The following is a 13,173-nucleotide window of genomic DNA, read 5'->3' as shown; positions in this document are numbered from 1 at the left end:
CAGAATTAGAGGAAGGAGATTTGACCTATGGGAAAAGTTGTATCAGCAGAGGTGTTTTTGCTGCACAGAAAAACAATCGTATTGGCAACGGCTTATGGACGTCCGGCACAGGTAAGAGGTCACGTGATCGTAAAGCTTACAGACGAGAATGGGCTCTGTGGCTGGGGCGAGGCGACTCCACTCCCGAAATTTACCGGCGAAACGCCGGAATTTGTACAGTATGTACTTGAGAAGGAACTTATATCGGAAATCATAGGAGTAGATGCGGCAGATCTGTGGGAAGCCAGAAATCGATGGAATCATAAGCTCCCGGAGCATGCAGCGGCCAAGATGGCGTTGGAGGCTGCTTTTTATGATCTTGCAGCGAAAGAGCGGAAGCTTCCTCTTTACCAGATGTTCGGTGGAAAGCTGCGGGAGAAGGTTATGATCAATCGTCATCTTGGAATCATGGGAATTGATGAGGCGGTGGAAAAGGCGGTCCAGTATCGGGAACAAGGGTATCACAGCATAAAAATGAAGATCGGTACGGATGTTGAAGAAGATATCCGCCGGGTCTGCGCAGTCAGGGATGCTGTTGGATATGAAATGAAACTTCGCGTGGATGCCAATGCGGGATACAGCTATTCGGATGCATATAAGTTTATTCGAAAGACCAGTGATCTGGATTTGGAAATGTATGAACAGTTGCTTGATAAACATGATTTTAATGGGACAAAGCAGCTGAAACGGGATACCGGTGTTGTGATCGGAGTCGACGAAGCGATCAATACGGTCCAGGAGGCAGTACGGTATGCATATGAGCGGGCGGCTGATGTGTTTGTTCTGAAGCTTGTCAAAACCGGCGGGATCCAGAATGCTGTTACGATTTCAGAAATTGCGGCATCCGCAGGAATTTGCTGTGTAGTGACCAGTACATACGATACACAGATCAATGGAGCTGTCTGCCTTCATCTTGCATCGTCCCTTCCGGCATCTACGATGTCCAATGATATCACCTGCTATGCGACCCAGCCGGATATGGCAGATACATGTCATGTGCTGAAGGATGGCTATTTGACGGTTGGAGATGAAGCTGGAATCGGGGTGCGAAGCCTGAAAGAGATGAAAATCGTCTGAGGTTGATTTTTTGACAAATCCCCCAGGTTGTCAATTGAGTGCCAGAAAGACAGTCCTGTCCGGTCGTCGCAGATATTTTCGGATGCCCGCATTCTGGTAGAAGGCGGAATTGAGGGAGCCTTGAAAAAAACTTAAAAAATGATCCTGAAACGGAACAGGATCGGATGCGAAGAGCGTGTGAAGAATAAAGCTTCATTTTTCACACGCCCTTTTTGTGTAACAGGAAGTTTCGAGGAATTCCCTGCTACACAAAAGGTATTAACGTGCCGATGGTGCGCATTTGCGGGCAGACGGATGCAAATTACAGATTTTTTCTGAAAAATTCTTCTGCGTTTCGGAACATGATGCCCTCTGCCAGCTCCTTTGACATTCCCTTTTCCAGAAAATATTCGTAAAGAGCAGCAGCCTTTGCCGGGGTGTTCAGGTATGTAGGAAGTGTCGCACCGTCAAAGTCAGAGCCGAGAGCAATGTTTTCATAGGCACCGAGGCTGAAAAAGTGCTCGATGTGGCGGTAGAGGTCGTCGGGAGAATCGCCGATGCCTCCGTCGGTAATGAAACTCTTACAGTAGTTGAGGCCGATGAGGCAGTTCCGGCGGACCATCTCGCGGATCATGTCATCCGTCAGGTTCCGCTTGTGGGAACAGATGGAGCGCGCGTTGGAGTGGGTCGCAACGAACGGGCGGCGGGCGATCTCAAAGAGGTCGGCGTAGCCGGTGTCGTTTAAATGGGAGACATCAACAAGGATCCCGCGGTCTTCCATTTCACGGACTGCCTGCCGTCCGAAATCTGTCATGCCGTGAGTGGTGGTGTGTCCGGAACCGATCTCATTTTCACCGTTCCAGGTAAGTGTCATGCAGCGGACTCCGTCATCTGCCAGTTTTTTTACGCGGGTGATATCACCGGCGAGAGCTGCTCCGCCCTCGATGGTCAGAAAAGCAGCCGTCTTTCCTGCCTCCCATGCAGCCTGCATATCGGAAGCGGAGCGGCAGGGGGAGATGCGGTCATGAAATTTTTCCATCTGGCGGTTAAAATTGTCACGGTTTGTTTCGTAGTAATCGATGGCAGCCTGCCCGCGGTACTGATCCGGGATGAAGATGGCATAAAACTGTGCCCAGTGAACGTCAGACGGGATCGCGTTCAGGGAGAGCACACGGTCCGGATCATCAAGCGTGTCCGGGGTCAGCCCCTTATGGGTACAGTCTGTGAGTGTGTCACAGTGCAGATCGATCAAAGCATAGGGATTCATGGGAAATTCCTCCTAAAAATATATTTTGAATTTATTGTAACGGAACTGTTCAGACGTTTCCGTCAATTCTGTCTCCGGATCTCGCCTTTTAAGATCATCGGGTAGCGGATCAGGGAATCGGAATCAAGCGCCTCTTTTTTCATATCCACCGCGGTGATCTGGTGGTTTTCGTAGGTCGTATAGTAGTAGGTTCCGGTCTCCACGCTGCAGCAGGAGGTGTAGATCGTGATCTCATACTTTCCTTCCGCGACCTCACAGCATCCGCGCTGCTGGTCCACAGACCCTAAAATGTGGAAAAACTGGCTGACGCTTTCTTCCTCGCTGTCACCGGAGATAGAGTGTGCACGGGTAAACGCCACACGCGCAAAGCGGGACTGGGAGGAGAGATCGCCCGGGAGTCCGAGGGCACCCATGCCGCGGCTGTAGGTGGAAAGCGGTGCATCCGGCGCGAAGTGGTTCTCCGGCTGGCGCGGGGAGAGACTGAGGTAATTATTTAAATGGAACATCTGCATATCAAACGGCGGATTGTTTGTCAGAACTCCGACCGGATCGTCATGAACATGGAGTCCGTCTTTCATGGACTCGACAACGATCGCCTCGTCTTTGTCTGCGATGATCCAGTGAAGGCTGGCCGCCGGCAGCTGGGGATTAAACGGGGTCCCGACAAGGTTCATAACGGCGAGTTTTTCTTTCGCCTCGCTGACGGTCGCGCACTGGCTTAAGATCCACGGAATAAATTCGAACTGGGCGACATTTTCAACCCCGTCTTTCATATCCGCATATGCCGCATTGCCGACAAAGTTGAGTCCGGCCATGCCGAGCCCTTTTTCGTTCATGGCATCGTAATATAACGGATAATCCCCGGCGATATGTGCCATGCCGATGATCGCATAGTGGGAGTCGTGCGTGCCCATATGGCGGAACGGGATCGGGTAATTGCGCGGGGTGATCGTGATCTCTTCTCCATAGGAAAATTCATAGTCTAAGGTTCGTCCGAAGTAAAATCCTTTTGTTTTGTAAGTTGCTGCTGTACACATAAGAGAAAACCTCCATTCCTGTTGTGAACAAAGAACTGTCGTAACTGTGAGGGTACTGAGCAGTTACGAACTGCCAATAGAAGACTGCGCAGATGCCCGGACAGATACCGAACTGTCTGCCAAAGGTGCAGAATGGACTGCATGTCTTCTGAAATGAGTTTCGAATCAGTAAGAAATCGTCTGCAGCTGCTGATCCGCCTGGACTCGAACGCGAAATGGCGGCAAAAGCGGCTGCACGTGTGGACAAAGAATGCCCGTACTGTAACAGTATACCGCATTCCCTGAAAAAATTCATTAAAAAGAGCTTTACAAAAACACTTTAGTATGGTAACATGATAACACGATGAAAACAGAGAAACAAAATCGAATACAAAAACGCGACATTCGGTTTTAGGATAGGAAAAAAGTCAACGGAAACCGCCTGATCAAGGGCAGGCAGATATGAGGAGGACAATTATTATGAAGAAAAGATTATTAAGCGCAGTTATGGCATCCGCAATGGTACTTTCTCTCGCAGCATGCGGAGGAGCAAAGACAGAGACAACCGCAGCAGAGACATCTGCTGAGTCCAAAGAGGAGACAACCGCAGCTGATACAACCGCAGCAGAGGAGACAAAGACAGCAGGCGGCACACTGATCGTTGGTTTTGACCAGGATTTCCCGCCAATGGGATTCGTTGGTGATGATGGAGAGTACACAGGATTCGACCTTGACCTTGCAAAGGAAGTTGCAAAACGTCTTGGCTTAGAGTACAAGGCACAGCCGATCGCCTGGGACTCCAAGGATATGGAGCTTGAGTCCGGAAATATCGACTGCATCTGGAACGGATTTACGATTACAGGCCGTGAGGATGATTACACATGGACTGAGCCGTATATGGCAAACAAGCAGGTATTCATTGTAGCAAACGATTCTGATATCAAGAGCCAGGCTGATCTCGCCGGAAAGAATGTGGAGGTACAGGCAGATTCTTCCGCTGAGACAGCATTAAAGGAAAATCCGGACCTCACAAACACCTTCGGACAGCTTTTAACAACGGCTGATTACAACACAGCGTTCATGGATCTGGAACAGGGCGCTGTTGATGCCGTAGCGATGGACGTTATCGTTGCAGGATATCAGATCAAACAGAGAAACGCAGATTTCAAGATCCTTGACGATTCCCTTTCCGAGGAAGAGTACGGTGTTGGCTTCAAGAAAGGCAACACAGAGTTAAGAGACAAGGTTCAGGCAACTTTAGAGGAGATGGCAGCAGACGGAACACTTGCAAAGATCTCTGATGAGTGGTTCGGTGAGGACGTTACAACGATCGGAAACAAGTAAAAACACGCTTTGCGAGTTTCCCCTTGTTATCGCGACAGTCGCCAAGGTCCCGCGTAAGCGCGGACTTTGGCTCGTTGTTCGCATAAATAAATGATATTTGACACATATGTCAATATCATATAAAATGAATGCAGGACTCAGATTACGGGAACCGGTTGACAGTTCCCGTAATTTGTCTTGTTTAAAAAGAAACTTTACAAAAGCACGGTCAGATGATATGGACCGTGAAACCATGAAGGAAAGCAGGTAAGATCGTATGGGTAAAATGACAATCGGGCAGATGATCGCTCAGCTCGGAAGCGGTATGCTGATCAGTACGCAGATCTTTGTGATCACGCTGCTGTTCTCCCTGCCGCTCGGACTTGTTGTAGCGTTCGGGCGCATGTCGAAAAACCGCGTGATCAGCATGATCGTAAAATTTTATATCTCGATCATGCGTGGAACTCCGTTAATGCTGCAGCTGATGGTCGTTTATTTCGGACCATACTATCTGTTCCATATCAAAGTCGGGAGCAGCTATCGTCTGACAGCGACATTCATCGGCTTTGTGATCAACTACGCCGCGTATTTTGCGGAAATCTACCGCAGCGGCATCCAGTCCATGCCGGTGGGACAGTATGAGGCAGCACAGATCCTGGGCTACAATAAAGCACAGACATTTTTCAAGATCATTCTGCCGCAGGTCATCAAGCGGATCCTGCCGTCGATCACGAATGAGGTTATCACACTTGTGAAGGATACTTCTCTGGCGTTCACGCTGAGCGTTGCCGAGATGTTCTCGATCGCGAAGGCGCTGGCAGCTTCCCAGACAAACATGATCCCGTTTGTGGCAGCCGGAATCTTCTATTATGTGTTCAACCTGATCGTGGCGGTCGTTATGGAGTGGATCGAGAAGAAACTGGATTATTACCGGTAGGATGGAGGTGTTCGGATCATGAATCTGTTAGAATTAAATCATGTGGAAAAATCATTTGAAAATTTATCCGTGCTGAAAGATATCTCCATCAGCATCGGTGAGGGCGAGATCGTATCCATCATCGGACCATCCGGATCCGGAAAATCAACGCTGCTTCGCTGTGCGACGATGTTAGAAAAAATGGATGGCGGCGAGATCGTCTATCTTGGGAAAAAGGCTGCATGGACAGACAAGGACGGACGTGTCGTTTATGCGGACAAAAAGGAAATGAAGGAGATCCGGAGCCAGTATGGCCTCGTATTCCAGAACTTTAACCTGTTCCCGCATTATTCGGTCTTAAAGAACATCACGGACGCACCGATCCATGTTCAGAAGCGCGATAAGGAGACTGTATATAAGGAAGCGAGAGAGCTTTTAAAGAAGATGGGTCTGTCGGACAAAGAAGATTATTATCCGTGCCAGCTGTCCGGCGGACAGTGCCAGCGTGTGGCGATCGCAAGAGCCCTGGCGCTGAACCCGAAGATCCTGTTCTTCGATGAGCCGACCTCTGCGCTCGATCCGGAGCTGACGGCGGAGGTGCTGAAGGTGATCCGTTCCCTGGCAGATTTAAATATCGCCATGGTGATCGTCACCCACGAGATGGCGTTTGCGAGAGATATCTCCCACCGCGTGATCTTCATGGAAGGCGGAGTGATCGTGGAAGAAGGAACGCCGGAGAAGGTATTCTCCTCTGACAATGAGAGAATGAAGAGTTTCCTCGGAAGATATGGGGAGATCCTGTAGGACCTTGCGATCGGGAATGTGAAACATCGGGAAAATCCACCTATAGGAAAAACTGAAAAATATGATTTACAACCGGAGATAGGTATTGTATAATCTTCGACGGGAATGAAGTTCTCCCATGGGAAACCAGAACCGCTTATGATGAGCTGATGACTTCTGTGATGACGGGCTGTCCGGGACGGCGCTTTTTAGCGTGTGCTGCGGGGCTTAAGTCACAGGAGAGTCAGCTCTTTTTTTGTGCGGCAGGAAATTCCGATGGAACTTCCTGCCGCACAAAAAGGCACATTTTTTCGGGAAAATATTTTCTCATTAATAAAATTGGGAGCAATCGTTTCGTATGGAATAGGAACTTTAAAAATGGAATTTTGAGTAACAGTTTCCCAAATAAAAGCAGAATTGTGGAAGGCACGTTTTTGCAGAAAAAAGGAGAAAAATTATGTTGACATCACTTGCACTGATCTTTCTGGTGGGACTTTCCGCGGCGGCGATCTGCGGATATCTTCACCTGCCGCGCATTATCGGAATGCTGTTTACCGGCATCATCCTGGGACCGCATGTCTTGGGACTTCTCGATGATAAGATCTTATCGATCTCCTCGGAACTTCGCCAGATCGCGCTGATCATCATCCTGTTAAAGGCGGGACTTTCCCTGAACCTTGCGGATCTGAAGAAAGTCGGGCGTCCGGCCGTCATGATGGCTTTTGTACCGGCGAGTTTTGAAATCTGTGGATATCTTCTCTGCGCTCCGATGATCCTGGGGATAACGAGAATTGAGTCTGCTGTCATGGGTGCGGTCCTCGCGGCTGTTTCCCCGGCGGTCGTTGTGCCGCGGATGGTACAGCTGATGGAAAATAGATATGGAACGGAAAAGAGTATCCCGCAGATGATCCTGGCCGGGGCATCGTGCGACGATATCTTCGTGATCGTCCTGTTTTCCACATTTGCCGGCATGGCACAGGGAGGAACGGCAGATTTTACACAGTTTTTGAATATTCCGGTGTCCATTGTGCTCGGAATCCTGCTGGGCGCTACTGTCGGGTATCTTCTCAGCCTTTTCTTTGAGACTGCTTATGCGAAGGAACATTATGTGAGAAACAGCATGAAAGTCATTGTGGTCCTCGGGCTTTCGTTTCTCCTGATGGCGGTGGAAACATGGGCAAAACCGTATGTCTCCGTCTCCGGACTTCTTGCGGTTGTCAGCATGGCATGCGTCCTCAAAATGAAATGTCCGAAATCAGTTTCCGGAAGACTCTCAGAGAAGTTTGGAAAACTCTGGATCGCAGCGGAGGTAGTCCTGTTTGTGATGGTCGGCGCTGCAGTGGATATCCGGTATACGGCGACTGCAGGAGGCGCGGCTGTGGTGATGATCCTGCTTGCACTTATTTTCCGGGCAGCCGGAGTCTGCGTGTGCATGGCGGGAACCGCGCTGAACAAGAAAGAGCGCCTGTTTACCGTGATCGCGTATCTGCCGAAGGCAACAGTCCAGGCGGCGATCGGTTCTGTTCCGATGGCGATGGGGCTTTCCTGCGGACAGATTGTTCTCTCAGTGGCGGTTCTCGCGATCCTGATCACGGCGCCGCTCGGGGCGATCGGGATGGATGTGACGTATCGGAGACTGTTAAAAAGACAGGAATAGTAAAAACATCCAGGGAACATTTCAGGGTTCACAAAACGGGAATGATGAGATATAATGAATGGCACAAAGATAGTAGGAAAATAGATGTTCAGAAACTGACAGGAGGAGAACAATGGATTTCGAAAAATTATGTGCAGAGAGATATTCGCTTAGAAAGTTCAGCGACCGTCCGGTCGAAGCAGAAAAGCTGGAGAAGGTTCTGGAGGCAGGCCACAATGCACCGACGGCTCATAACTTTCAGCCGCAGCGAATTCTCGTGATGCAGAGCAAAGAGGCACTGGAAAAAGCGGAAGAGTGCACCGCGTGCAAGTTCCACCCGTCGGTGATCCTGGTTGTCGCTTATGATCCGGCGAAGGCATGGAACCGTGAGGGCGATATGAAGAATCATGGCGAGATCGACGCAACGATCGCAGCGACCCAGATGATGCTGCAGGCTGCGGATCTCGGTCTTGGAACCTGCTATGTCGGCATGTTCAGCCAGGAAAAGCTTCATGAGACATTCTCGGAGATGAAGGGACTCGTTGCGACAGCGATGCTCCCGCTCGGTTATCCGGCGGAGACGGCACATCCGTCAAGACTTCACGCAGATAGAATGCCGATCGATGAGATGGTGGTTCGCCTGTAGTTCTGATGTCCGGGATTCGCAGAATTGCAGAATGGCATTAGAATAAGAATACGAAGGAAAACAGGTCTGTCAGGGTGAAAAGTGACAGATCTGCCTGTTCACCTGCGTGTGCGCGTGAAGAAAACTTTTGTACGTATAAAAAAATACGCAGGAGGAGCTTTTTGTGGTACACTGGCAGACAGCATAGAACGACTGCCCGTGTGTGCACACGGCAGGACATTCAAAAAATGGAGGAACACAGATATGGAATACAAAGTTTCCGAAAAGGTTCAGAAGAAATTTGACACCCTGACAAAGGATGCAAAGGTCCAGAAAGCGTTACAGTTCATGGAAGAGGACCAGGATACCGTGATCGACAAACAGATCGAGCTGACACTGATCCCGGCTCCGACAAACCATGAGCAGAAGAAAGCTGCGAGACTTCTTGAGATGTTTAAGGAAGAAGGACTCACCGACTGCCATATCGACGAGTACGGCAACTGCGTTGGTATCCGGAAAGGTACCGGCGGCGGAAAGACAGTCCTTGTGGAAGGCCACATGGATACGGTATTCCCGCTTGACACGAAGCTTGAGATCGTCCGTGAAGACGGTTTTATCAAGTGCCCGGGCATCGTGGATGACACAAGAGGATGTGCGACGGTCCTCTCAACAATCCGTGCGCTGAACGCAGCCGGAATCCAGACAAAGGGAGATATCCAGTTCGTCGGAACGGTCCAGGAGGAAGGAACCGGCGCTTTAAAGGGAATGCAATATTATGTAAACCATCATCCGGAGCTGGATGCCAGCATCTCCGTTGACGGACCGGGATTTGAGGAGATCACCTACGAGGCAACCGGAATCCAGACATATGAGATCAATTTCCATGGCGTCGGCGGACATGCATGCGGAGCTTTTGCAAAGGTTGCGAACCCGATCCATGCGGCAGGACGCGCGATTGCAAAGATCGCTGAGATCCAGGTTCCGAGGGAGCCGATGACCACGTTTGCGGTTACAACGATGCAGGCAGGCAGCTTTGAGGCTGTCCATGCGATCGTTCCGGTCGCACAGATCCGCTTCAACTTCCGCTCCAACTCCCAGGAAGAACTCGAGAAACTTCGCAAGAAGATCTTTGATGCAATCGATGAGGCATGCAAAGAGGAGACCGAGCGCTGGGGTATGGACACCATCACATATGACGTAAAACATATCTGTGATGTCAATGCCGGCCACCAGGATCCGCATGCACCGATCGTAGAGGGCGCGATGGCGGCAGCAGAGTACCTTGGATGTGCGGAGCCGAAGCTCGGAAACGGCGGTTCTACAAACTGCAACCGTGCACTGGAAGCAGGACTTCCGGCCGTCTGCCTCGGAATGGGCGCAGATTACGATATCCATGCGCATATGCTGTCTGAGCAGTTTAAAGTCGAGGGAGCTTATAAGGGCTGCCAGCAGACACTGCTCCTGGCACTTCTCTGCGCAGGAACGGATGTAGTGGAAAGTATCATCGAGAAATAAGATCGTAACTGTTCAGTACTCTCGCAGTTACATAAGAATGTCAGAAAAAGGTACGGAATTGTTATATTTTGATCGAAACAGCGCAGGTTTGTCCTATATGGACGGACCTGCGTTTCGTTTTTGCGGAACAGGAAATCCAGGGATTTGTTCTGCAATACGGAATGAACTTTAGAGCCGCACTTTTGCCGTAGAAAAGCAAGGAAAAAGCAAGAAATAATCACCTTGACACCCTCTTATTGGTTAGCTACAATAGATGGTAACAGTTGGGATTGCGCAGATTTTTACCCGGAATTGTGTTGCAAGCTTGCTTGCATAAGCAATTCTGGGTGAAAAGCTGCATAAGGGCGACGCCCGGAGCTTCTTGAAGGCCGCAGGCATTCAAGAAGAGAGCAATCCGCCCCGTTGCAGGATGCTCAAGCAAGCTTGCTTGCATAAGCGCTTTTATCCGAAAAGATGCATAAGCCCAATTGTAAAAATAATAAAGGCAGGACAGAAACATGAAAAAATTAAGAATGCTTCTTCCGATCGGCGCTGTGATCGGTATGCTGGCGGTGGGAACAGCGTTTCCTGCAATGGCGGCTGTTGTTGATACGGACACGGCCAAGTTTGTGCGCGGCACAACGATCAATGCGGTAGATGTGTCAAAGCAGACAGCGACACAGGCGAAAGGCTATCTTGAAGGCTACTTCAACGAGCATTACGAGATTAAAATACAGGACGCGGACGGAAATCTGGAGACCTTAAAGGGAACAGATGTTGGATATCATCTGGATGTCACCGGCAGCGTTGATGATATTTTAAAGGAGCAGAATGACGCAGGAAGAAAGACAGGACCGGGCTCTGACCAGAGTTATACCGTGACTGTGAAGGCGACGGTCGACGATGAGAAGCTTGCCGCAGCGCTTGCAAATCTGCACTGTGTAACGGCGGCAACACCGACCTCGAATGCGTATATCTCTGCTTATGAGGAAGGAAAACCGTTTACGATCGTTCCGGAAGTTCAGGGAAATGAGCTTGATATGGACAAGCTGAAAGCAGCTGTCAAGGATGCGCTTTTAAACCAGAAAAAGCAGATCAAACTGACAGATCATGACTGCTACAAAAAAGTCACGGTGAAGTCAGATGACGCAGCCCTGGTACAGCTCTGTGCGACCTTAAATGCGTATAAGGACATCAAGATCACTTATGATTTCGGTTCAAAGAAAGAGACTCTGGATGGTATGGAGCTGGCAAAATGGGTGACCGGGACAAATGGAAATGAGATTCAGGTGGACCGTGAGAAAGCCGCTGCATATGTGAAATCTTTAGCGGATAAGTATGACACTTACGGAAACCACAAATATAAGACGACATCCGGCCGCGATGTTGTCGTATATGGAAAATACGGCTGGAAGATCAATCAGGCTGCAGAGACGGATGCGCTGGTAGCGGCTGTGAAAGCATGCCAGACGACTGAGCGGGAACCGATCTACGAGAGCCGCGGTGCGACCCACGACGGATATGACTTCGGACAGACCTATATCGAGGTGGATCTTGCGACCCAGCATCTCTATTTCTATAAGGACGGAAAAGTGATCATCGACAGCCCGTTCGTATCCGGAAACGTGTCAAAGAATTATACGACGCCTCCGGGACTGTTTGAGCTGTATTATAAGCAGACAGACCGCGTATTAAAGGGAGAAGATTACGCGACTCCTGTAAAATACTGGATGCCGTTCAACGGCGGGATCGGACTTCATGATGCGAACTGGAGAAGCAAGTTCGGCGGTACGATCTACCAGACAAATGGTTCTCATGGCTGCATCAATCTGCCGCCGAAAGTAGCAGCGCAGGTCTATGAGAATGCGTATAAGGGAATTCCGATCATCTGCTGTAACTAGGGAAATTTGCAGAGTATGAGAGAGTGAGTGGGGTTTGAACGGAGAAAGCGGATCCTGCGCATCTGGAATTAGAAAAAATAATAGAAACTGTTGGGATAAACAGCAGGAATGAAAACACCGGAAGGGAAAACAAAAATGGATAAACAGCAGGTTTTAAATCAGTTAAGAAACGCGAAGGAGATCTATGTGATCATGTCTCTGTGCACAAGAATGCCGTATGTGGTATGCGACAAGGAGACATTTGATGATGAAGTCCTGATCTACTTCACGGAGGAAGATGTTAAGCGCGAAGGTAAGCGCCTGGTTGAAGAAAAGATCCCGGTACAGATCGCAAAAGTGGATGCGAACCAGATGCTCCACTTCTACGGAAACCTTTACACGATGGGTGTGAACTGCCTGATGGTGGACCAGTACATGGATAGCGAATGCCGGATCCAGCTTCCGGAACTTGTAAGCCGTCCTGGCCAGAATAAGCCGGATACTCCGGAAGACGAGAAGAAGACATGGGTCGAGAATCCGAGCCTTCATCTGACAGCCCTGTACTTCATGCAGGAGCTCCGCAGACAGAAATTTGAGACGATGCCGGAAGAATTAAAGGAAATGCAGGAGGAGATCCTTGCGGACTTCACCAAGGGAACCTACATTACCGCATTCCAGGAAGGCAGCGGCGTTCCGTTATTAAAACAGAAAAACGGCGATGCGTACCAGCCGATCTTTACAGATATCATCGAGTTCGGCAAATTCAATGCGAAAAACCAGTTTAAGGCGATCGCGGTTACAGCGAACAAGATCCCGAGCATCCTCGTAAAAGAGGCAAAGGGCGTTGTTGTAAACCCGTTCGGCGTAAACCTTCAGATGCCGATCACAAAGCGTACCGTGCCGAATCCGGAAGCGGCTGCACAGGCAGGCACACCGGAAGAGGTCCAGGCAACTCAGGTGGAAGTGAAGGCGGACAGCGAGAGAGCCGGAGCACAGGAAGAAGCCGAAGCTGAGAACAAGACTGAAAACTAAATAAAAGTAACGGTTCTGTTACGGGATCAGACTCCGGCGTGTTCGCGTCACTGGGAATAGTGCGCAGGATGCGGCGGAGTTTGTGATTGCGCGGGATGAGGAGGAT

The 13,173-nt window shown here is 49.8% G+C and carries 11 protein-coding genes and 1 riboswitch; of the genes, 9 read left to right on the top strand and 2 right to left on the bottom strand.

Features of this window, described 5'->3' with window-relative positions; all coding sequences use genetic code 11:
• The first annotated feature begins 27 nt into the window (after positions 1 to 27).
• Positions 28 to 1,116 carry a mandelate racemase/muconate lactonizing enzyme family protein gene (locus ACI3EW_RS15310; RefSeq protein ID WP_405578094.1) on the top strand — a complete coding sequence of 363 codons (1,089 nt, stop codon included), beginning with the start codon at positions 28 to 30 and terminating at the stop codon, positions 1,114 to 1,116.
• Positions 1,117 to 1,417: 301 nt separating this feature from the next.
• Here ACI3EW_RS15310 and ACI3EW_RS15305 read toward each other — a convergent pair whose 3' ends face one another.
• Together ACI3EW_RS15305 and bsh are read right to left on the bottom strand one after the other, a co-directional pair.
• A complete protein-coding gene (locus ACI3EW_RS15305) occupies positions 1,418 to 2,362 on the bottom strand; it encodes a dipeptidase (RefSeq protein WP_118297339.1) in 945 nt (314 codons plus the stop codon).
• Positions 2,363 to 2,424: 62 nt separating this feature from the next.
• A complete protein-coding gene (gene bsh, locus ACI3EW_RS15300; RefSeq protein ID WP_405578097.1) occupies positions 2,425 to 3,399 on the bottom strand; it encodes a choloylglycine hydrolase in 975 nt (324 codons plus the stop codon).
• Positions 3,400 to 3,858: 459 nt separating this feature from the next.
• Here bsh and ACI3EW_RS15295 point away from each other — a divergent pair, with 459 nt between their 5' ends.
• The 8 genes from ACI3EW_RS15295 (at position 3,859) to ACI3EW_RS15260 (ending at position 13,067) form a co-directional block, all read left to right on the top strand.
• Entirely contained in the window at positions 3,859 to 4,722 is an 864-nt protein-coding gene (locus ACI3EW_RS15295) for an amino acid ABC transporter substrate-binding protein (RefSeq protein ID WP_405578100.1), read from the top strand.
• A 256-nt stretch (positions 4,723 to 4,978) separates the two neighbouring features.
• Positions 4,979 to 5,638 (top strand): amino acid ABC transporter permease, encoded by a 660-nt coding sequence (locus ACI3EW_RS15290; RefSeq protein WP_118297336.1) that lies wholly within the window; start codon positions 4,979 to 4,981, stop codon positions 5,636 to 5,638.
• A gap of 18 nt (positions 5,639 to 5,656) precedes the next feature.
• Positions 5,657 to 6,421: an amino acid ABC transporter ATP-binding protein gene (locus ACI3EW_RS15285; RefSeq protein WP_118297335.1), complete on the top strand. Its 765-nt coding sequence runs from the start codon at positions 5,657 to 5,659 to the stop codon at positions 6,419 to 6,421.
• A 92-nt stretch (positions 6,422 to 6,513) separates the two neighbouring features.
• Positions 6,514 to 6,587, top strand: a riboswitch (Fluoride riboswitch).
• A 270-nt stretch (positions 6,588 to 6,857) separates the two neighbouring features.
• Positions 6,858 to 8,057, top strand: a complete 1,200-nt coding sequence (locus ACI3EW_RS15280) for a cation:proton antiporter (protein WP_405578105.1) — start codon at positions 6,858 to 6,860, stop codon at positions 8,055 to 8,057.
• Between the two features lie 112 nt (positions 8,058 to 8,169).
• Positions 8,170 to 8,682, top strand: coding sequence for a nitroreductase family protein (locus tag ACI3EW_RS15275; protein WP_405578108.1), 513 nt, complete (start codon positions 8,170 to 8,172; stop codon positions 8,680 to 8,682).
• A gap of 243 nt (positions 8,683 to 8,925) precedes the next feature.
• On the top strand, positions 8,926 to 10,176 hold the full coding sequence (locus ACI3EW_RS15270; protein ID WP_405578111.1) for a M20/M25/M40 family metallo-hydrolase: 1,251 nt from the start codon (positions 8,926 to 8,928) through the stop codon (positions 10,174 to 10,176).
• 497 nt (positions 10,177 to 10,673) lie between these two features.
• Positions 10,674 to 12,056, top strand: a complete 1,383-nt coding sequence (locus ACI3EW_RS15265) for a L,D-transpeptidase family protein (protein WP_118531541.1) — start codon at positions 10,674 to 10,676, stop codon at positions 12,054 to 12,056.
• Positions 12,057 to 12,191: 135 nt separating this feature from the next.
• Positions 12,192 to 13,067 (top strand): SseB family protein, encoded by an 876-nt coding sequence (locus tag ACI3EW_RS15260; RefSeq protein WP_405578114.1) that lies wholly within the window; start codon positions 12,192 to 12,194, stop codon positions 13,065 to 13,067.
• Positions 13,068 to 13,173 lie beyond the last annotated feature (106 nt).

This window comes from Pilosibacter rotomagensis (assembly GCF_045062245.2).
In the GTDB taxonomy this organism is placed as follows: domain Bacteria; phylum Bacillota; class Clostridia; order Lachnospirales; family Lachnospiraceae; genus Pilosibacter.
This window is presented reverse-complemented; position numbering and strand designations above follow the sequence as displayed.

Bases quoted from the DNA above. Each gene is read 5' to 3' on its own strand.
- ACI3EW_RS15310 (WP_405578094.1), top strand. From the start codon at position 28: ATGGGAAAAGTTGTATCAGCAGAGGTGTTTTTGCTGCACAGAAAAACA.
- ACI3EW_RS15305 (WP_118297339.1), bottom strand. From the start codon at position 2,362: ATGAATCCCTATGCTTTGATCGATCTGCACTGTGACACACTCACAGAC.
- bsh (WP_405578097.1), bottom strand. From the start codon at position 3,399: ATGTGTACAGCAGCAACTTACAAAACAAAAGGATTTTACTTCGGACGA.
- ACI3EW_RS15295 (WP_405578100.1), top strand. From the start codon at position 3,859: ATGAAGAAAAGATTATTAAGCGCAGTTATGGCATCCGCAATGGTACTT.
- ACI3EW_RS15290 (WP_118297336.1), top strand. From the start codon at position 4,979: ATGGGTAAAATGACAATCGGGCAGATGATCGCTCAGCTCGGAAGCGGT.
- ACI3EW_RS15285 (WP_118297335.1), top strand. From the start codon at position 5,657: ATGAATCTGTTAGAATTAAATCATGTGGAAAAATCATTTGAAAATTTA.
- ACI3EW_RS15280 (WP_405578105.1), top strand. From the start codon at position 6,858: ATGTTGACATCACTTGCACTGATCTTTCTGGTGGGACTTTCCGCGGCG.
- ACI3EW_RS15275 (WP_405578108.1), top strand. From the start codon at position 8,170: ATGGATTTCGAAAAATTATGTGCAGAGAGATATTCGCTTAGAAAGTTC.
- ACI3EW_RS15270 (WP_405578111.1), top strand. From the start codon at position 8,926: ATGGAATACAAAGTTTCCGAAAAGGTTCAGAAGAAATTTGACACCCTG.
- ACI3EW_RS15265 (WP_118531541.1), top strand. From the start codon at position 10,674: ATGAAAAAATTAAGAATGCTTCTTCCGATCGGCGCTGTGATCGGTATG.
- ACI3EW_RS15260 (WP_405578114.1), top strand. From the start codon at position 12,192: ATGGATAAACAGCAGGTTTTAAATCAGTTAAGAAACGCGAAGGAGATC.